Genomic DNA, 19,107 nt, shown 5'->3' with positions numbered 1-19,107 from the left:
CTCCCCGGCGCGGGCCCCCCGGCCTCCGCCCCCCCGGCGAGGGCGCGGGCCGGGGTGGTTTTGGGGGTGTGGGGGGGCTGGGGGTGCCCCCCCCCGCCGCCGCGGCCGTCACCGCCCAGAACCACAGCGCCCAGCCGAGCGGCGTAAGGAAGCCTGCGGCATTCAGAGCAAAGCCGCCGGCGATGCCGGCGGCCAGGCTTGCGCCGACCGCGTAGACGAGGTGTTGCGACGCGGAGGTGGTCCAGACGCCAATGGCCCGCAGCACCGTGTGGCCCGAAATAAAGAAAACCATGGGCGCGCACAGGGCAGTGCGAAGGAGCAAGCTGTCGCTGAGCGCAACGGCCGCCACCGCGGCCCCCGCCCACAGGAACGCGACCAGCAGGTCCCGCGTGCTAAAAATTCTCATGCAATCCCCTCACGTCATAGATGACGATCCAGCCGTTGTCATAGAGACGGGTAACGCCCTTGACGTCATTGAACTTGAGCAGCGCTGCGCCCGAGAGCGGCGTTCCCTGCTGCCCTTGCCACGGCTGAAAGTAAAAGCCGAGCACCGGCGGAGCCGTGGTCAGGCGCAGGTCAATCAGCAGGAAATCGATGTCGCTTCCCGCCAAGGCCCAAAACTCGTCGGGCCCCAATGTCTCGGCCTCGAATATGCGCGCGGGATCGATGCCTTCGACGATGGTGACCCTGACGTCCTGCCGACCGTAGCTCGCAAGCAGAAGGCGGTTGATGCGGTCGGTGGTGAAGCGGTTGCCGGCACCAAGCCATTCCTTGACCCAGCGTGCCGTTTCGATCCCCATCGGCTCGATCGATTCCTGATCTGCGGCCACCCTGTATCGCCCATGGATCGGATTAATCGAGGAGCTCGTGACGCCGCTCAGGACGATGACCACCAGAGCAACGGCCGGTGCGACGCGGCGCCACCCGCGTGGCGTGGGGCCCTGCCAGTAGTGGACGATGCTCACCGCGACGACTAGCCCGACGGCGATGAACACGAACGTTCCCATGCGGTTGCCGATTTCCCACCCGGCGACGGTCAGTCGGAAGGTCACCGAGATTGGGAGCCCGAAGGCCAGCAAGCTGAGGAGCACGAGGCGGCTGTCGCGCCAGCGGCGTTTGAGAATGTCCTGGATCGGATGCCAACCGAACCGCGCACCACTCGGCGCTGCCATCGCCAGCGACCGAAAGAATCCCGTTGCCAGTCCGAGCGTCACCAGCAGGAGCCCCAGCAAGGTGGTCAGCCGCATGTAGAGGGCCTTGTCCGGCGCTCCGAGGTGCTCCGACCGCGGGGGCGGCGCGCCCAGGATCTTCCCGAGCAATGTGTCGAAGCCGGACTCGATCACCGGGCCGAGATAGCCTGTGAGAGGAATGCCGCGGGCCTGCACCCACACGGACGGCAGGGCAACGGCGAGCATCGCCGCGAGGCCCACAGCAATGCTGGTCTTGATCCGCAGTGGGTCGTGTCGGCACAAAGCCTCGAGGGTGGCCAGCGCTCCGAAATAGATGGCAGCGAAGGCGGCCGAGAGGTGATGCGTGACGGCGAGGCTTGCCAACAGCAGGGCAATCAGCCCGAGCGACTTCAGCCTCGCTCGCCCGACGAGATCCTTGGACGCTGCTTCGACCGCGAAGGTCAGCACGCACAGCACGATGCCGAGGCTCTCGTAGGAGAACATCGAGTCGAACAGGAAGAAGGTTGAGCAGCCCATGTAGGCCAGACAGGCGATGGCCGAGATACGCGGCGATGCGGTGATGCTTTCGAAAAACAGAAACAGGGCACCGATGAACGTGCCCCTGAGGACGGCCAACAATAGAGTCCCCGCCATAAACAAAGGCAATCCCGTCAGATTGACGATCGCCGTCGAAAGGATTTCGAGGGCGGGATACGTTGGGCCGATCGGGAGAAGCGGATTGGACAGAAATAAGCGGCGGGCCGTCATAAGATCGTCGGCTGCGATCCAGTGCAAGAACTCGTCGTAATTGATGAAGCTCGTTGGGGAATAGACCGCCTTGTAATATAACAGGGCTTCGGCAAGCAAAAACAGGAGGAAGAGGCGCTCACCCCGGGCTAGTATCGGCGAGGCTATGCGAAGGCTGGTCGGGACGACGAGGAGGACGACACCGCACCAGAAGAACAGCGGCGCCACGTCATAGGCCCGGCGCCCGACGACGTGCCCGGCCACGACCAGCAGCAGAGCGGTGGCAACCGTCAGGCACAGAACCGCTATCCATCCGAAGTTGGCCCGTTGCGGCGGGGTATCGGCGCTGTCGCCGCGAAGGTCGGGACCGATAACGGCCGAGACGAATCGTATCCCGGCCCGGAGCGGGTTGATCCTGGCTCCCGCCGTCAAATGAGCTTGCATCATCAGGCTCATGCCTCCGCTGCAGGAGCCCGCGGCATCAGACAGCCGGGGGGCAAGCGGACCGTGGATCGGCTGCTCAGGACCTCACAATAAACGTCGCTCAGCGCTCGCGCGCAGGCATCCCAGTCGGGCAGCGCCAAATCCGGGACCTCCCGATGGGCCTCCAGTTCCTCGGCCATGGCGGCGGCCAGCTCTTCCGGACCCGCGTTGCACGGAATCGCTCGGCACAGGCCATTTGCGGCCAGCTCCCGCAGACCGGACGTGTCGCTGACAAGAACTGGACGGCGCAGCGCCAGCGCTTCCATCACGGCGACCGGATGAGCTTCGTAGTCGCTGAACAGGACGAATAGCGCGGCGCTCGCCAGGAGGTCAGCCATTTTCTGCCGGTCGGATCCGGGGATGCTCGCGATAGTGACCCGCTTCTCGAGGCCGAGTGTCGCTACGAGGCGCCGCAATTCTCCCTCATACGGGCCTGTTCCGACGACGTGCAGTCGCGCGTCTGGCACCCGGCGGATCAGTTCGGGCAAGGCCGCAATTGCCCGGTGATGGCCCTTGTAGCGCTCCAGCCTGCCGCCCGAGACGATCAGGTGCGGATCGACCTTAACGCTGGGGCTCGCAGCGGGCATTGCGGCGCCATTCGGGATGACAACAAACCGCTCCCGCGGCACGCGCATCCTGGCGCTGAAGAAGTTGGCCTCGAATTCGGAGACGCCAATCAACCGCGCGGCCCGGGCCACCAGCGGCCGGAGCAGCGCGTGCTGCGTGCCGCGCACGGCGTTGCGCAGCCGGGAGGAATGCCCGCCGCTGTGGAAGGTCAGGATCAACGGCAGGTTTCCGCGGATCGCCGCGAGCAGCCCGATCGGCGCCACGAAGGTGTTGTAACCTTGGAAATGGATCAGATCCCAAGCCCCGCGCCGGATCGCGCTATAGATGCCGGGCGCGACATAGAGGTCCAGCTTCCTCGGCCAGGCCGGTACTCGCTGCACCCGCATGCCGCTCACCTCCTCCTCGACCGGCAACTCCCCCGAAGAATCGGTGGTCAGCACGTCGACCGTGTGGCCGCGCGCCACCAAGCGGGGACCGACTTCCTGGATGTGAGTTTCGATGCCGCCCATGAGGGGATAGCAGCGAGCGGCAACCATCAGAATTCGCATCAGGTCTGTCCACCGACAACACAGGCTGTCGCGCTCTGCCTGCGCTGTTGATGCACCCTCTCGCGCAGGATGGTTTTCAGGACGCGCCAGCCGTCCGGCATGGCGCGCAGATGGCTCACACCGCTGATACGCGGAGCCTCGAAACTCGCCACCTCGACGATATTGAGGTGGTTCTTCAAGGCCCGCACGTTGATGAGTGTCTCGATCTCGAACCCATCACAATCGCAGTCCAGCGTGGCGACGTGCTTGGTCCAAAAGGCTATGTATCCGTAGCATAGATCGGAGAACCAACCGCCATAGAGCAGCCGCACGACCAGGGTCAGCCCCTTATTGCCGAACATCCGAAACAGCGACATGTCGTCGGTGCCTGCGCCCTGGATAAAGCGTGAACCCTTGACGAGATCCGCGCCGGCCATCAGCGCACTGACAAAGACGATCGCCTCTTCCGGCACCATGGAGCCGTCGGCGTCCAGCATGACGATGATTTCGCCTGTGGCGGCCAGGAATCCCGCTTGCAGTGCAGCACCCTTGCCCCGCCGGGGCTCCATGACAACCTTCACGTCCTCGCGCAGGCGGCGCGCAACCGCGACTGTGTCGTCCGTCGAACGACCATCCACGATAATGACCTCATGCGCCCAGTTGGGGATGCGCGGCAGAAGCCAAGGGAGGTTTTCGGCTTCGTTGAGCGTCGGGACGATAAAGCTCACTCGTGGCAGAGTCAGCGACCGCCGCAGCGCGACACTGATTGGATCAGCCGCCGACACAGCAGTGCCGTGGGCGACGATGCTGGAGACAGGGGCATTCATGCCAGCACCGTGCGGTCGAGCCGTCGAACCTGTAGCGAAGGTTGGAAGCGAGCCAGGACTGCCGACCAGTCTCGGACGAGAGGACGGGTCCCGGATACAAAGCGGCACAGAGGACCGAAGTCGTTCGCGGCGGAGGGACGGATGAAATCCAAATTCCGGTGCTCCACGCGGCGCGCATGCGAATGCGCCGCCAGCGACAGGCCGTAAGTGCCCGCTTCAATGGCAGCCACATCCCTGGATGTGCTTATCCTAAGCATATGCGGAATCCCCGAAATAATGGAACGAAGATGAAATGAAAGAATATTGCGAGACAAAAAAGAATTTACCCCCGACTTTTAGTCTGATCAATGTGAAGTCTATTAATTAGCCTCCGCAATAGAAAGAACAATATATGGTTATAAAGCACAAATAGGTGATTAACTCTTTGTGGTTATCCCTTCAGGTTATTTCCATCGCGTACCACCACCGCGGATAACAGGGCAGCAGCACCGGTGACCTTCAGCAGCTGTGTTGGCAGCGTTGCCAAACCCGTTTGGACCTCAGGGGCCACCTTCAACGCCAGCGAGGACATTCATCGACCCGACAGCCTGCACTTAGCTCACAAGCGTCAAGTTCGCCCGAGTGGGCGATGCAGAAGGCAGTGAAGGTCGGCCGGCCCGATGAATGAACGTCCAACAACGCCGACATTGCCACTGGCCAGAAGCTGCGACGTGCAGGTCGGTTCGCTGCTTCACTCGGCCGTCTTCCGAGGTACTACTTTCTCTGTGCCCGAGAAGGGTCGAGCGCGCCCGGGCCTTCGCGGGGGTACCTTTTGCTAGACCAGTTGGCAGTGGGTGGCTAAACCGGACGCGAGACCGGCCAGGAGAGGGGCTGCCCATGCGGTTCCGAGACCGGCGCATCGGATACAAGCAACCGATACGAGGTCGTGACCTCTCGCAGACCCCCGATATGACCGAACAAATCGATCGCCTCCAGGCCGGACCGCCGGTTGTAGGTGTGGCATCCGAAGGCTCCGGACCTAATGCGACCGACCGGTGTCTGGGCAAATTCCAACTCTCCGAGCGCATCGATCCGGCAGAACGTCACCGCGCCCCCATAGCCGCGCGAGCAGTCTTGGACCGGGCGTAGCGTCCGTCCGCCGTGTCGGATGACGGCGCCTGCGGGGCGGCTGAGCGTGGCATCGATCAGGACGGGGTTTGCGGCATAAGGCGTCCAAGACCCGGTCAGGCTCTCGGCACCGTAGAGGCTGAGGACATCCCAGGACGTGGACCTCCACACCCTGAGGCTGACGAAAAACAAGAAACCACCCTTGTGGCAGAGCGGCGTGGTGTCGTAGCCCTCGATGCCCTCGATGAGGCAGGCCTCCCGTGTCCACCGGTACGGGAATTCCACTGCCCTGTAGAGACAGACATTCCTGGCCGCCGCCGATTCGGGGATCATCCAGATCTGTCCGTCCTGCTCGAACACAAACGGGTACGAGAGGTGATGCGGTTCCTCCACGACGATCTGGGGTGCGCCGGCGGTCCCGTTCCGGTCCACTGCCACGACCGCAATGCACCCCCGGTTCTTCGAGTAGAGGTACTTTTCGACAAAGATGAAGTCCTGCCCCTGGTGCCGGAATGGGAACGGGTCGGCAAGGTAGCTGTCGGCCTTTCCGGTGAGCACCCGGAAGGCTGCTTCGCCTTTGTCGAGCAGGCTGGCCGATTCATCGAAGCGCCAGCCAATCGCCCACGTCCTGCCGCCTCTTGCCAGCATGTCCAAGAATCTGATTGCCTTTGATGTCACTGTGCGTGTCGCTTTTGCAAGGGCCGGAAATGCGCCGAGCGAAGGCGAGGCCGTGCGTGGGCCGGGGACACCGAACGCAGCTGAACCGGTTTCCTCGCGCAAGGCTTTTAGGATCAGCGCCACAGCGCAGGAGAGGACGCTATCGAGGCTCGCTGCAAATACTTCACGGTCAACACTGGCCGGACGCGCCATCCACGGCTGCGACGGGCGCGCCGTGTCGTGCAGGTCAACGAGAAGGTCCTGATCGTTCGCCAAGGCCGCCATGATTCCGATCTCGCCGGGTACACCGTTGAAGAGCGGCGTCAGCACGCGCCGCCCTGACGGGAGGGGCTCCTCTCCGCTCAAATCGATCACCACGTCCACTTCGTCGGCCGGAGGGGGCGGCAGGGACCGCAGCGCCGCCTCGACGGGGTCGGTGGCGCCGTTGGCGCCTAAGCCATAGACTAGTCTTTCGAGTTCGAGCAGCAGACGGAAGATCAACGGCAGCGGACGGTAGGCGGCCGCGAAAGCGCAGGAGACATCGTTGCCGGGCACTTCAGCAAGCGCCTCCGCCAGCCACAGATGCCAGCGTAGCGGCCGCGACGGATCGACACTCAAGCAAATGCGCATTGTGATTCTCGCGGCGGATTAAACAAGACCACAGCTTTGACGAAAACCACCCCCCCGATCGAGGCGCCTAGCCAACTCTCCGCCGCGGCCCCGCGAGCCAGGCGAGGCAGATAAAGAGCCACAGCGCGAGAAAATTTCCTACTCGTTACCGCCGCGGGGACTCGCCAATTCGAGGAGCCGAATCCTTGGTTGGGAGCGATGTCTGGCAGCACAGGTCCATACTCGAGCGACCGGAATGGGCTAAGCACACTATGCCCGAACAACGACGGGCCGTGCGAGGTAAGAGGAGGTAATCCTTCGGGGCTGTTGCACTCGGCGCCAGGCGAGAGCCACAGTCCCGGATGATCGTCGACTGGCAACGAGTGAAATATGGGCTGGGCACCGCCGGACTGCGTGTGCTGGTGTTCGCGTTGCTGTCTGTTCCGCCAGCCGTGAGCGCCGCGGACAACTTGTCGCCAGCGTCCTTCATCAGGACTTCCGGCACGGCGTTTACTGTCGATGGCAGGCCATTTTTTGTGACCGGCGTGAACAACCACTATGTCACTTTCGGGTCGCAGGACGAAGTCATCCGCGTTCTCGATGACGCGGTGGCCATGGGGGCCAACGTGGTTCGTATCTTCCTCCAGCCAGTGATCGGATCGCTCGACGGAAGCACTGCTACGATCTGGAACTGGCGGCTTGAGGCCGATGCCAGCGATCTCGCGGTGAGAGGAACGTACCTGCTCTCTTGGGACCCTGGCGAGAACGGAATGGCGATCAATGATGGCGCGAACGGCATGCAGAAGATTGATTTCCTCGTCGCCGAAGCCGGCAAGCGACGCCTCAGGCTCATCATCGCCTTCCTGGATTTCTGGGCCTACACGGGTGGCGCCCAGCAGATGCGGGCTTGGTATGGGAGCCAAGACCAGTCCACGTTTTTCTTCGATGACCGCCGGACGAAACGGGATTACAGGACCTGGGTCCGCCACGTCGTACAGCGCGTCAACCTGCTAACCGGACTTGCCTACCGGGACGATCCAACGATTATGGCCTGGGAGCTGATGAACGAAGGTAATGCACGCCCAGAGGCTTTGCGGCTGGCCTGGACTGCCGAAATGTCGGCCTACGTGAAGTCCCTCGATTCCAATCACCTTGTCAGCTCAGGGCACGCCAACGTTTCCGAGAAGCTGTCCGATTTGACGATCCCAACTCTCGATTTCGGGACCTGGCACGGCTACCCGCTCTACTACAACCTCACAGTCCAGCAATTTGACGACCAGATTACCGAATTTTGCCAACTGGCGGCCCGAGCCAATAAGCCGGTCCTTCTGGAGGAATTCGGCTATGCCCGCTCTAATCGGGACTCCGCCGATGCTTACGCCATATGGCTCGATACGCTCGCCCGCGATCCCAGGTGCGCTGGCTGGATCGTGTGGCGGCTGGCGTCGCGGCAGGACAGCGGAGGCTACCCCGCCGACGAACACGACCAGTTCGATATCCGCAATGACGGAAGCGTGATTTGGAACATCCTCAAAGCCGCAACGGCCCGGGCGGCGCAGAGCCGCGAGACCCGCCCGGCCTCAGAAGCCGTCCGGGAAGCCCCATGACCGAAGCCTCCGTCGTGATCTGCGCGCACACTCTCGACCGCTGGGAAGAGTTGAAGCGTGCGGTCGGGTCCGTCCGCACCCAAACGCCTGCCCCGCGTGAAATCGTCGTGGTCGTGGACAACAACGAGGCCTTGCTAGAGCGCGCCGCGCGCGAGATTGCCGGCGTGACCGTCCTCGCCAATGCCAGGCAACCGGGCTTGTCGGGCGGTCGCATGACAGGGGCGGAATACAGCACGGCCCCGGTGATCGCCTTCCTCGATGATGACGCCATCGCCGACCCGCACTGGCTGGAGGAGCTGTTGGAGGCTTATCGGGATCCAGCCGTGTTGGGCGCCGGCGGCCCGGTTGAGCCGCTGTGGCAAGTGCCGCCGCCCCCCTGGTTTCCCGCCGAGTTCCACTGGGTGGTGGGCTGCACCTACGCCGGCATGCACGTGCGGGACGGGCGCATCCGCAACCCGATCGGGGCCAACATGTCGGTGCGCGCCGACGTGCTGCGGCGCGCCGGTGGCTTCGCGCCGGAGCTCGGGCGCCGCAAGCTCGGGTTCTCCGTAAGCGGCCGAGCAAGGATCGGCGGTAAGGCTGAGAGCTGCGAGGAGACGGAATTCTGCATCCGGGCCGCCAGCCTATACCCTGGAGGCTATTGGGCGTATCGGACAGCGGCGCGTGTGTTGCACGCTGTTCCGGTCCAGCGCACCACGTGGAAATACTTCGTCCACCGCTGCCTCGTCGAGGGCACCGCCAAGGCAGTGTTGAGGGGTCTCGCAGGATCCAAAGACGGCCTCGGAGCCGAAGGGCGCTACGTCCGGGTGGTGCTGCCGCGCGCCGTGGCGAACGACCTGACGGCGGCCATGCGGGGCAAGGTCGGCGCCGCCCGCCGGGCCGGGGCGATCATGGCGGGCTTTGCCCTTACTGCGTTCGCCTATGCCACGACGCGCCTCGGCGGGGCCGCCGAGGCCTTGTCACAGCATCTGCTATCACGGGTCCGAGGCTGGAGAGCCTAGCCGGCGCCGATGCAGGCATTGCAGGCAAACGGTTTGGCCGACCGCCGGCGCTGGCGATATCGAGAGCGTCAATCTGCCACTCCAAAGCGCATCGTCCGGCGATTTCGTGCACCCTCACCCGGCGCGCGGCCCATCGCATGTGACCCATAGGGAATCAAATTTCGGCGTTCCACAGCGAGGCTGACGTTGGAATGTCGTCGCCGGTCGGGACAAGCGATGCCGAATTATCGTGTCTACGGTCTGGACGAACACCGCCAGCTTGCGGGCGGGGTCACCTTGCTTGCACAGGCCACGACGCGGCGAAAGAGCACGCCAGGCGGTTAGCAGACGGCCACAAGCTGGAGCTTTGGCGACCGGTTGCGCAGCTCAAATTTGACAATCCGCGGGGCCCCGCGCGGCGACGAAGCGCCCTCACGCCCTAGTGCCACGTTCCGCCATTTCGACAAGCCGCACCTCCTATATTAGAAGGTGTTAATAAGTTATCGCCCAGCCTCATTCTCGCCGCAAACGGTAGTAGGCTCGCGTACATCGTCCACGAATGATCCATTCATGTGGGTACAAGACGGTGTGTGGATAAGCAAGAAGTCCGAGATGCCTGCGTGTTACTTAGAGTGCGGGTGAAATAAGAACAAAAATACGCAATGAACTAAGGATTAACCATTGTTTTTACTAAGCGGCAGGCTTGAGGTGCTGGAAGAGCTGCGCTCGACTTCAATCCGGCTGCGGCTCAAACCGTTGAACACCTTGCGTGCGTCGGCAGCGACACCGTTTTCAAGGAATGGCCTGATGAGTATTCCCGTCGACAAACTCTCCTTCGATGGCGAGTTCAACTTAAGCTCGCTCGACGATAAGTCGCGCGCGAGGACTTCCAAAGCTCCGCTACTTTGAAATCCGTTCGCGGTGTCCAACTGCGAGCATGCGACATGTCGCGCGCCTGGCGATGCGCGGCAGTGGAATTCCCTGTTTTCAACGCCAAATAAGGATCACTGAATGGCTCTTTCCGCACCCGCAGGCTTTGCCTCTAGCGACCTCGTCTTCGAGGAAAACTTCTCCGGTACGGCGCTCGACAGCACTTGGCATTCCTACATCACCAGCAATGCCGCCAATGGCTGGCCATGGAATAGCGATGGATCAGGAGGAAGCACCCCGGGCGGGCCGTATGAAGCCGATTATGATAAGCCGAGCCAAGTGTCAGTGAGCAACGGGCAGTTGGATCTGACGGCGGTCAAGCAGCCCATCAGCGGCATAAATCAGGGGACGACACAAACATTTCCGATCACGTCCGGCGTAGTCAGCAGCTATGGCAACTTCGAATTCAATGGCGGCTATCTTCAGATCAGCATGAAGGCGCCGAGCGGCGACGGCGCATGGCCAGCCCTCTGGCTGATGCCCGGCCAAGGCGCCGGCAGCAGCGGCGACAATTTTGAGATCGATATGCAGGAGGGTGGATATAGCGGGTCGGGGCCGGCAAACCAGATGTTCTCCGGGCACATCCACTCGCCGTCAGGGACGGTCAGCGGCGGCCTGGTCGACAGCGGCATCGACCTCACGGCGGGCTTCCACACGTACGGCATCAACTGGGATCCCGGTCAGTCGATCACCTGGTATCTCGACGGGAAACAGATGGCGCAAGTGACCAGCGCACAGGCCGAGATCCCGAATGAACCGATGCAATTGATCATGAACAATGGGGTCGCGAATTCGAACGCCAGCGGATGGCATACGACTCTGGACAGTTCGACCCCTTCGTCGATGCAGATGCAGATCGATGAGGTTCAGCTCTATCAAAAGGCAGGCAGCGGCGACACCGTCACGGGTGCGAACGTCACTCCCTCAACCACTGGCTCGACCGGGACCGAGACTGGGTCTGGGACCGGGACGGTCCCTTCTTCCGACGGCACCAGCGATGGCACTTTATACGGAACCAGCGGCGCCGATGTATTCCACGGAACCAGCGGCCACACGATGATCGGCTATGGCGGCAACGACACCTACTATGTCGATAATGCCAACGAGAAGGTGGTCGAGGCAGTGGGCGGCGGCAACGACAGTGTGATCGCCTCGGTGAGCTATGCGCTTTCGGCCGGCTCGGAGATCGAGCATCTCGCCACCAACAACCCGTCCGACACGAAGGCGATAACCCTCACCGGCAACGAGTTCGGCCAGACCATCCAGGGCAATGCCGGCAACAATGTCATCAACGGCGGGCTCGGCGCCGACGTCTTGACCGGTTACGGAGGCCACGATGCCTTCTCGTTCAATACTGCTCTTGGAGCCGGCAATGTCGATAAGATCACCGACTTCAAGCGCTCCCAGGACACGTTCCATCTCAGCGATACCGTTTTTGCCGGGCTTCAGCCGGGAGGGCTTCCATCCAAAGCTTTCTTTGTTGGTGCAGCCGCGCATGACAGTTCCGATCATATCATCTACAACAGTGAAACCGGGGCGCTCTCTTTCGACAGTGACGGGGCCGGCGGCGCATCTCAAATACAGTTCGCCACCCTTTCTCCACATCTCTCGCTTGGCGCAGCCTCATTCTATGTGACCTGAAGGAACGCGGGGCTGCCGTGGCCAAACAAGGACTGGATAAACAGCACCTCAAAGCCATGATCCCGAACCGAAGTCAGCGTAGCAAAAGGCGGGAGCCCGGTTTTCGGAGAAGATCTGCTCAAGCAAAAGAGATGGGGCTCCATCCCGATGCCATCGGGATGGAGCAGGCTCTAGTTGTGAGCTTTCTGTAGTTGCCATTCGGACCGAACCGAGGAGACTGGAGTTACCAAGCTTTGGGTCCGAATGAACATCCCAGACTGGCACACGCAGCATCATCAGCTACTTTCTCTCGCCAATGATGCAATACAAGCAGGAAACACTGCGAGAGCGGTAAGAAGCCGGTTTGCAGCCGACGGGAAAGTTTGCCCTCCGGTTTCAACTCAAGAGCGCCGCAATCTTGTCGAGGCGCAGCCGAAGCATGCGATACGTCAAAGGCGGGAAGCGGTCGGCTCGAAGCTGGATGATCAAAGCCGGTTGTGGAAGGTCGAACTGCAACAACTCGCTCGCGAGACAGGCCTCGCGCTCCATGTTGCATCACCATCCGACGGGCACATCGACCTGGAGCAACATCGAACACCCCTGTTCTGCCGCATCACGGCAACCTGACGCGGACGGCGCCCTCCTCGATCGCGTGGCCAGGCGCGCGGTCGATTCCGTGACCGACGAAAAAGAGAGCAAGTGAACGATGTCGAGATGGAGGCGCTCGCCATCCAAGGCGACGCATTCACCCGGAATGGAACTACACCATCCGCCCGAGATCAGTGACCAATCGGAGCAGTTCACGGGTCCTAGCCCGAGCTCCTCCCCTGCGCAATAAAGACCAATGCTTGCAGGTGACACCGATTTGGGAAACTATTGACCGCGCGAAGCCTCTCACGCGGTTGAGGGGCTCAGGCTGCCGCAGCTGAATTCGTGGCGATCTCTAAAACAGACCTCGTTCTGCTGGGAAATACAAGTGCTGACGTCGCGGCGCTCATTCCTGAAGCTCTTTGGCGCCGTGTCGCTCGCGGCATTTGGTCTGGCGAGTTATGCCATCGCGATTGAGCCTCGGTTTCGACTGCGTGTCACTCACTACAAGCTCCTTCCGCCGCGCTGGCCGACCACTGCCAAGCCCCTGCGTATCGTCGTGGTCGCTGACATCCACGCCTGCGAGCCTTGGATGCCGGTTTCCAGGATCGACGAGATCGTCGGTGTTGCGAATAGCCTGCAGCCCGATATCATCCTTCTCCTTGGCGACTATGTGATGGGCGTGCTGCCGCACTATGCCACCGGGATCGTGCCCGACACTGTTTGGGGCAATTCACTTTCGAAACTTTCCGCGCCACTCGGCTGCCACGCCATTCTCGGCAACCACGACTGGTGGCACGGTGTCGATAGCGTCCGCGCAGCCCTCGTCGACAATGGCATTCCGGTCCTCGAGAACACCGCCACGCTTATCCGTCAGCAGGATGGCCCAGCATTCTGGCTCGCGGGTCTTGGCGACCAGTGGGCCATGCAGTTTTCTCGCGGCGTGTACAAGGGCGTCGACGATCTGCCTGGAACAATGGCCGCAATACCCCACGACGGCAATCCGATATTGCTCCTTGCGCATGAACCGGACATCTTCATTACTGTCCCTGACCGTATCAGCCTGACGTTATGCGGCCATACACATGGCGGACAGGTGCGCTTGCCATTCATCGGCCCCCCCATCATCAATTCAGCCTACGGACAGCGCTTCGCCTATGGGCATGTCGTCGAGAGTGGGCGGCACATGATCGTATCCGGGGGTTTGGGCGTATCGTGGCTGCCGGTGCGCTTCGGTGTGTCGCCGGAGATCATAGTCGTCGATATCGGCGCGAAAAACTCTCGTCCTGTCGGCGAATGACATCTGCTGTCCCAGACAGACCTGCCGTCCGCGGACCGTTCCGCGGTATTGATGGTCGTGTACATGCAGTCGGGGTTTCGCCGTGTTCCCATCGCCCCAAGACGAACGCGGCACAGTCCATCATCCTTTCTCCGGACGGGCGGAGTTCGGCGAATAGCTCTCGATTCCCACTAGAATGTCTTCAAGACGCCGAGCCAGGCGTTCGAAACACCTTTCCTCGACATTGTCGGGGAAGGAAAAACTGAATGCGGTCAGCGGCATCTTGCACCCATCCTTGTCGTTGGCGCCCGAGCAGAACGCATCTTGGAGAATGCAAATGGCCATGCTTGCACGAGACCTCCTTTCGGCCATCGGCGGGCATACTCCTATTGGATGAGGCGGCGCGAACCAGCGTTTTAGGACTACTCCAATTCCTGAAGGGGCCTGCGCCCGGCCGCGTGCTAGGACTGTTGCGCGCAATAGCGGATCAAAACCGTGACCCTGGACATAGTCGGCCAAGCCAGGCCGAACACATTCGTCTTTGAAAGCAGTGCTCTCATCAAAGCCACTGGCTTTCGGGAATGCGACGCGCGCTGGTGGTTCGGCCATCCAGACCGGGAGAAAAAGCCCGAACTCAACCTGGTGGGCGTGCAGGCGATCGGCATGGCGCTTCGCACCTTGATCGGCCGAATAGGTGTAGTTCCCGACACCATCACTGGTCACTACTTCCGTAGCTGCCATCAAGAGGCGCGTTGCCAACCTCGTCGATGCCATAGCTGGGTTCGACAAGTCGGGGCATTTCTTCTTCAACCCGCCGATCGAGCGCGGCTAGGACGACGGGCTCGTCACGGCGAGAGCCGTTTGCGAGATGCTCGACCGCAGCTTGGGCAAGACACTCGCGGACCTTTACCGAGATCTGCCGCTGACCTTCAGCACCCCGACAATGTCGCCCCACTGCCCAGAGGAGGTAAAATACGGCGTGGTCGCGATAGTTGCCGAGGAATTCACGCAGGACGGGATCGAGTTGGTCGGCCAGGCGCTGGTCAATCTCGTCACCGTGAATGGGGGCGTGTCGTTGCCCAGACGTCCCCTGCGCTCTGGTCAGGGCCTTGTTGAACAAGCCCGAAATTGTTGTCGACGTGGAAAGCCCTGTCTCGCCGGAACGACGTCGCGAGATGTTCGAGGCTGTCGATGCCGTGCTGCGCCGCAATCCAGAGGTCGGAGCCTACAACCAGACATTTTGAGAGGACTGGGGCATGCCGGAGCGGATCGTAAGTTTTGTCATGAGCGGGGGCGTCGGGTCACGGCTGTGGCCGCTCTCGCGCGAAGACAATCCCAAGCAATTCCACGACCTTTCGGGCGACGGCTCGATGCTTGCGAACACTGTCCGACGCCTCAAGGCGCGCTCGGACGGCGAGACGCCGATCTATCTGATAGCCTCCGAACGGCATGCCGACCGCGTCATCTCGGACATCGGTCCGCTCGGCCTGAACGGCGGCAGACCGATTTTCGAGCCCGTCGGCCGCAATACCGCCGCCGCGGTGGCCATAGCCACGTTGCAGACGATCTCCGAATATGACGGGGACGCGCTTGTGCTCGTGGTGCCCTCCGACCATCAGATATCGACCGAAGCGCAATTCTGGGAAACCGTCGAGGTGGGCATGCCTGCCGCCGATTCAGGCAGCATTGTCGTGTTCGGCATCAGGCCGACGCATCCCGAAACCGGGTACGGTTACATCGAGGTTGCGGCAACTGGTGACGGAGTGGCCACCGTTTCACACTTTGTCGAAAAGCCCAATGCCGAGACGGCCCGCAACTATGTGTCGTCGGGAAGGTTCTACTGGAACGCCGGCATCTTCCTGTTTCGTGCCGACACGATGCGGAAGGCATTTCTCGACTTCCGGCCGGACATCTGGGACACCGCGGAACGGGCCCATAAGACTGCACGGACCGACGTCTCGGGCATCTACCTGCCCCAGGGCCTCTACTCGGCTGTCCCGTCGACGTCGATTGACTACGCCGTCATGGAGCATGCACGTGGCATCGCCATGGTTACGGCTTCCTTCCGCTGGAACGACCTCGGATCGTGGCAATCGCTGCTCGAAGCCAGCCCGACGGACCGCGACGGCAATGTCGTAATGGGCGACGTTGTCGCCATGGATTGCGGCAACTCCTATCTCCGGAGCCAGGGCAGACTGCTGACAGTCGTCGGAATGAAAAATGTGGCGGTGGTGACGACACCGGACGCGGTTTTCATCGCTCCTGTCAGCCACAGCCAGAACGTCAAGAAAGTCGTCGAACAACTCGAGAAGAGCGGACGACTCGAGACGAAGTTCACGGCGTCGGAAGACCGGGTCATCGTCAGCGGGTCATGGCGCAAGCGGGTCGAGCACTGGCTCTTCAACGAAACCCTGCCGCTGTGGTCCACTGCAGGTGTCGACGATGCGTATGGTGGCTTCCACGAGGCGCTCGGTTTTGATGCAAGGCCGTTGGACAAACCCAAGCGCATGCGGACGATGGCTCGCCAGATTTACGCGTTCGCGGTGGCCAAAGAACGCGGCTGGGTTGGACCGGCCGACAAGCTCATCGACCACGGCATCGAGTTCATCGCCAAACACGGCCGCACCGAACGCGGTGGCTGGGTGCGCACCCTTAATGCCGATGGCAGCGTGGCTGACCCGACGGAGGACGCCTACGACCATTCCTGCGTGCTCCTGGCGCTTGCCCATGCTCACCGATGCGGCCATCAGGATGCCCTGCAGCTGGCACAAGAGACGTTCCATTTCATCGACACCCATCTCGAGGACGTCAGCCTGAACGGCTTCCTCGAGACCCCCGTCTGGAAGGGGGTGCGGTTCTCGAACCCGCACATGCACATGCTGGAATCCTTCCTGGCTTGGCATGACGTCACCGGCGAGCGTGCATATCTCCGACGGGCGGCACGCGTCGTCGATCTCTTCCGGTGCCATTTTTTCGACCAGGAGAGCTGGACGCTTGGGGAACACTTCGACGTCAATTGGCTACCGTTGCAGGGAGACGAGGGACAGTGGACCGAACCAGGGCACCACTTCGAATGGGCTTCGCTCCTCGTCGAGTTCGCGCGGGCAAGCGGGCAGAAAGACTTGGCAGCCTATGCCAGGAAGCTCTATTCGTCGGCGATCGCCAGCGGATTGAACCGGGCCACGGGCCTGGCTTATGCAGCTGTGTCGCGGCAGGGAATTCCCTTCGACCGGCTCTCCCGCAGCTGGCCGCAATGCGAAGCCGTCAAGGCGGCCGTCGCCCTGGACTGCATCGGCGGGCCTGATCTGAAACCTGAGATCGAAGCTCGTGTCGCCCGCCTCTTCAAATGGCATATCGATCCCGCACCGCTAGGCTTGTGGATCGACAGGATTGACGAGCGCGGAAGGTCACTGGCGACGGAGGTGCCCGCGAGCATTTTCTACCACCTCGTGACGGCCTTGATGCAGTATCTGGACAAGACCGGAGGGCAGATCGAACCTTTCCCGCTGCCAGCTTTAGATACGAGCAAAAGCGTTGCGATGCAGGGTTACGGCTGACCCAAGTGTCCGCCATAGCTCCGTGTTGGTCAAACGACCAATAACGAAACTAGTACAAGATCGGGAGGAATACCCATGAAAGTGACAATCCTGGGAAACTGTCCGCCCCATGCCTACAAGGGATTGATACAAGGCGCAGACCGAGAAGCTGCAATCAAGGCGGTTTTGGAAAGCGTTGGTGGCAAGGTATCCGGTATGATGTTTACTCGCGGCGCCTATGATATTGTCATCAATGCCGAGGTTCCGGACCAGGCCGATGGGATGGACCTAGCACTGGCGGTCCGGGCAAGCGGCTGGATAAACGACCTGGTTGTCCTCGAAGAACTCGACATGAATGCGGCGCTTGCAGCTGCCAAAAAGGCTGCCGGCGTTACAAGCCCGCCGGATGATTGGACTGGCTGTACATTGAAGGCAGAACGGTTCCGATTGAACGTGCCACTCTGCCAAGTCTCAAGTAAAGATACGCTGGGGTTTCGGAAAACCGAAGCAGGCGCGGCATTGGTTCTGCTTCAATACCGCGCCGACAGCGAACGCGACCGGCTCAGGGGGTCAGAAACGGAGGTCATGCCGAGTTAATTTTGGAATGTACACCCTACAGGGTGCGCTTGACGGATCGGCGAGGTCCGGTTTTGTAGAGTTTTCTTGTCGGAGCGTTTCTTTATCTAATCGGAGCGCGACAAGGCAATCGAGACCACATTGTCAGTATCTGTTTCAGGTAGATCGAACAGCATTGGCAAAAATTGGCCGCTCGGGCGGCGTTGTCATGATCACCGTCCGTAAGTGTGAGCTCGGACTTTACAACTTTCCAGGATACCTATGGTCCTGACGCAGCGGGTGGAGCTAGCCGTCACTTCCCTACACCCTGTGCGCCGCCACCAATCTCGCGTAGAAGGGCCTGGCCGAGCCCGGCCCTGCGACGCGAGAACTCCATGCGAATAGTGTTGCCTGTCCTGTTGCTCGGCGCCGCCCTCGCCAGCCTGTCGCCCGCCAAGGCCGCGGCCGGCGATTGCGGCGATGCCGCCGCGCTGGTGCAGCAGGCCTATCCCAAGGCCCGAAAGAGCGCCGACGGCACCTCGTTCACGCTTGAGCCTGATACCAGCATCGCCTCGACGCTCCCGGGGAGCGATGCGCCGTTCGGCCTGGTCTGCAAGATTTGGCCCGCTCATGTCGACCTGCTGTTGGTCGCAGTGCCGCTGATTGACAGCGCTAACGGCGACCACCTGCATGTCGGCGATATCGAGCTTCTGGTCGTCGATAGAAAGAGCCTGCGGGTGCGCCAGCGCCTGCTCCAGCCCGGTCTGATGACCGATGACATGATTGTCATCGAGAAGGTGGAATTCGACACCGGCCGCTATGCACTGGCCCCTGAGGTAACCGCCTTCGGCCTGCGCATCGAACTGGCACACCATTCGCTGACTGCTCCCTTCACTGAAACCGACCTGCGGCTCTACGCTCTCACCGGCGATACGCTACGCGTGGTGCTCGACGGGCTCGTGGTGGCCGGCTCTGGCGGCGATAGCGATGGTAGTTGCGCCGGATACTTTCATTCCAGCCAGGTCAGCCTGGCGATGAGCCCGGCGAGCCATCAGGGCTATCACGATATCACCGCGGTTGAGCGGACGAATAAAGACAATCCCTCCCCCGATCAGAATGGCGAATGCCAGTCCCATCCTGGCAATCCTGTGAAGCGTACCTACCGGATGCGCTATGACGGCAGCCGCTATGCGGTTCCCGCGGCACTCAAGGTGATGGGGTTGTGAGGCGGCCGCACACGTCCCTGCCTTGGTTCGTCAATGTCATCAATTCCAGTTGAACGGGTATCGACCGTTAATTCTCTCGTGGTAGGAGGCGCT

General features: G+C 61.6%; 15 protein-coding genes and 1 pseudogene. 9 read left to right on the top strand and 7 right to left on the bottom strand.

What is annotated here, in order from left to right; translation table 11 throughout:
* From NKI72_RS27120 to NKI72_RS27100, 5 genes are all read right to left on the bottom strand, one after another.
* Nucleotides 1-406 (bottom strand): hypothetical protein (locus NKI72_RS27120; RefSeq protein ID WP_352851333.1); only part of this gene is annotated, 406 nt, incomplete at its 3' end.
* The gene (locus NKI72_RS27115) at nucleotides 393-2,372 is read right to left on the bottom strand and encodes a putative glycosyltransferase family protein (protein ID WP_352851332.1); all 1,980 of its coding nucleotides are present in this window, start codon (nucleotides 2,370-2,372) and stop codon (nucleotides 393-395) included. The genes NKI72_RS27115 and NKI72_RS27120, both read right to left, overlap by 14 nt.
* Entirely contained in the window at nucleotides 2,369-3,514 is a 1,146-nt protein-coding gene (locus NKI72_RS27110; protein ID WP_352834833.1) for a glycosyltransferase family 4 protein, read from the bottom strand. Before NKI72_RS27110 ends, NKI72_RS27115 begins: the two co-directional genes overlap by 4 nt.
* Entirely contained in the window at nucleotides 3,514-4,278 is a 765-nt protein-coding gene (locus NKI72_RS27105; protein ID WP_352851331.1) for a glycosyltransferase family 2 protein, read from the bottom strand. Before NKI72_RS27105 ends, NKI72_RS27110 begins: the two co-directional genes overlap by 1 nt.
* 879 nt (nucleotides 4,279-5,157) lie before the next feature.
* Complete coding sequence (locus NKI72_RS27100; RefSeq protein WP_352851330.1) at nucleotides 5,158-6,702, bottom strand: glucosamine inositolphosphorylceramide transferase family protein; 1,545 nt, start codon at nucleotides 6,700-6,702, stop codon at nucleotides 5,158-5,160.
* A 353-nt stretch (nucleotides 6,703-7,055) separates the two neighbouring features.
* Here NKI72_RS27100 and NKI72_RS27095 point away from each other — a divergent pair, with 353 nt between their 5' ends.
* The 4 genes from NKI72_RS27095 (at nucleotide 7,056) to NKI72_RS27080 (ending at nucleotide 11,851) form a co-directional block, all read left to right on the top strand.
* Complete coding sequence (locus NKI72_RS27095) at nucleotides 7,056-8,300, top strand: glycoside hydrolase 5 family protein (protein ID WP_352851329.1); 1,245 nt, start codon at nucleotides 7,056-7,058, stop codon at nucleotides 8,298-8,300.
* Nucleotides 8,297-9,301 carry a glycosyltransferase family 2 protein gene (locus NKI72_RS27090; protein ID WP_352851328.1) on the top strand — a complete coding sequence of 335 codons (1,005 nt, stop codon included), beginning with the start codon at nucleotides 8,297-8,299 and terminating at the stop codon, nucleotides 9,299-9,301. The genes NKI72_RS27095 and NKI72_RS27090 overlap by 4 nt, the downstream gene beginning before the upstream one ends.
* 660 nt (nucleotides 9,302-9,961) lie before the next feature.
* Entirely contained in the window at nucleotides 9,962-10,189 is a 228-nt protein-coding gene (locus NKI72_RS27085; protein WP_352834818.1) for a hypothetical protein, read from the top strand.
* 102 nt (nucleotides 10,190-10,291) lie between these two features.
* Complete coding sequence (locus NKI72_RS27080; protein WP_352616543.1) at nucleotides 10,292-11,851, top strand: family 16 glycosylhydrolase; 1,560 nt, start codon at nucleotides 10,292-10,294, stop codon at nucleotides 11,849-11,851.
* A 375-nt stretch (nucleotides 11,852-12,226) separates the two neighbouring features.
* Here NKI72_RS27080 and NKI72_RS27075 read toward each other — a convergent pair whose 3' ends face one another.
* Nucleotides 12,227-12,379 (bottom strand): hypothetical protein, encoded by a 153-nt coding sequence (locus NKI72_RS27075; RefSeq protein ID WP_352851337.1) that lies wholly within the window; start codon nucleotides 12,377-12,379, stop codon nucleotides 12,227-12,229.
* Between the two features lie 430 nt (nucleotides 12,380-12,809).
* Here NKI72_RS27075 and NKI72_RS27065 point away from each other — a divergent pair, with 430 nt between their 5' ends.
* Nucleotides 12,810-13,718: a metallophosphoesterase gene (locus NKI72_RS27065; RefSeq protein WP_352851335.1), complete on the top strand. Its 909-nt coding sequence runs from the start codon at nucleotides 12,810-12,812 to the stop codon at nucleotides 13,716-13,718.
* A 120-nt stretch (nucleotides 13,719-13,838) separates the two neighbouring features.
* Here the strand turns inward: NKI72_RS27065 and NKI72_RS35505 are convergent, their stop codons facing one another.
* On the bottom strand, nucleotides 13,839-14,438 hold the full coding sequence (locus tag NKI72_RS35505; protein ID WP_502908998.1) for a hypothetical protein: 600 nt from the start codon (nucleotides 14,436-14,438) through the stop codon (nucleotides 13,839-13,841).
* On the opposite strand from NKI72_RS35505, the pseudogene NKI72_RS27055 reads away from it, so the two are divergent.
* The 4 genes and pseudogenes from NKI72_RS27055 to NKI72_RS27040 all read left to right on the top strand — a co-directional run.
* Nucleotides 14,422-14,941: pseudogene (locus tag NKI72_RS27055) on the top strand (phosphomannomutase/phosphoglucomutase); the annotation flags it as partial. The gene NKI72_RS35505 and the pseudogene NKI72_RS27055 sit on opposite strands and share 17 nt — an antisense overlap.
* 12 nt (nucleotides 14,942-14,953) lie before the next feature.
* The gene (locus NKI72_RS27050) at nucleotides 14,954-17,254 is read left to right on the top strand and encodes a mannose-1-phosphate guanylyltransferase/mannose-6-phosphate isomerase (RefSeq protein ID WP_352851326.1); all 2,301 of its coding nucleotides are present in this window, start codon (nucleotides 14,954-14,956) and stop codon (nucleotides 17,252-17,254) included.
* A gap of 75 nt (nucleotides 17,255-17,329) precedes the next feature.
* On the top strand, nucleotides 17,330-17,830 hold the full coding sequence (locus tag NKI72_RS27045; RefSeq protein WP_352851324.1) for a GYD domain-containing protein: 501 nt from the start codon (nucleotides 17,330-17,332) through the stop codon (nucleotides 17,828-17,830).
* 362 nt (nucleotides 17,831-18,192) lie between these two features.
* Nucleotides 18,193-19,014, top strand: coding sequence for a PA3715 family protein (locus NKI72_RS27040; protein ID WP_352851323.1), 822 nt, complete (start codon nucleotides 18,193-18,195; stop codon nucleotides 19,012-19,014).
* Nucleotides 19,015-19,107: the final 93 nt, after the last annotated feature.

This window comes from Mesorhizobium sp. M0437 (assembly GCF_040321335.1).
Lineage (GTDB): Bacteria > Pseudomonadota > Alphaproteobacteria > Rhizobiales > Rhizobiaceae > Mesorhizobium.
This window is presented reverse-complemented; position numbering and strand designations above follow the sequence as displayed.

Excerpts from the sequence above, each read along its gene's own strand:
- NKI72_RS27115 (WP_352851332.1), bottom strand. The coding sequence starts at position 2,372 with ATGAGCCTGATGATGCAAGCTCATTTGACGGCGGGAGCCAGGATCAAC.
- NKI72_RS27110 (WP_352834833.1), bottom strand. The coding sequence starts at position 3,514 with ATGCGAATTCTGATGGTTGCCGCTCGCTGCTATCCCCTCATGGGCGGC.
- NKI72_RS27095 (WP_352851329.1), top strand. The coding sequence starts at position 7,056 with ATGATCGTCGACTGGCAACGAGTGAAATATGGGCTGGGCACCGCCGGA.
- NKI72_RS27090 (WP_352851328.1), top strand. The coding sequence starts at position 8,297 with ATGACCGAAGCCTCCGTCGTGATCTGCGCGCACACTCTCGACCGCTGG.
- NKI72_RS27080 (WP_352616543.1), top strand. The coding sequence starts at position 10,292 with ATGGCTCTTTCCGCACCCGCAGGCTTTGCCTCTAGCGACCTCGTCTTC.
- NKI72_RS27075 (WP_352851337.1), bottom strand. The coding sequence starts at position 12,379 with ATGGAGCGCGAGGCCTGTCTCGCGAGCGAGTTGTTGCAGTTCGACCTT.
- NKI72_RS35505 (WP_502908998.1), bottom strand. The coding sequence starts at position 14,438 with ATGGCAGCTACGGAAGTAGTGACCAGTGATGGTGTCGGGAACTACACC.
- NKI72_RS27050 (WP_352851326.1), top strand. The coding sequence starts at position 14,954 with ATGCCGGAGCGGATCGTAAGTTTTGTCATGAGCGGGGGCGTCGGGTCA.
- NKI72_RS27045 (WP_352851324.1), top strand. The coding sequence starts at position 17,330 with ATGAAAGTGACAATCCTGGGAAACTGTCCGCCCCATGCCTACAAGGGA.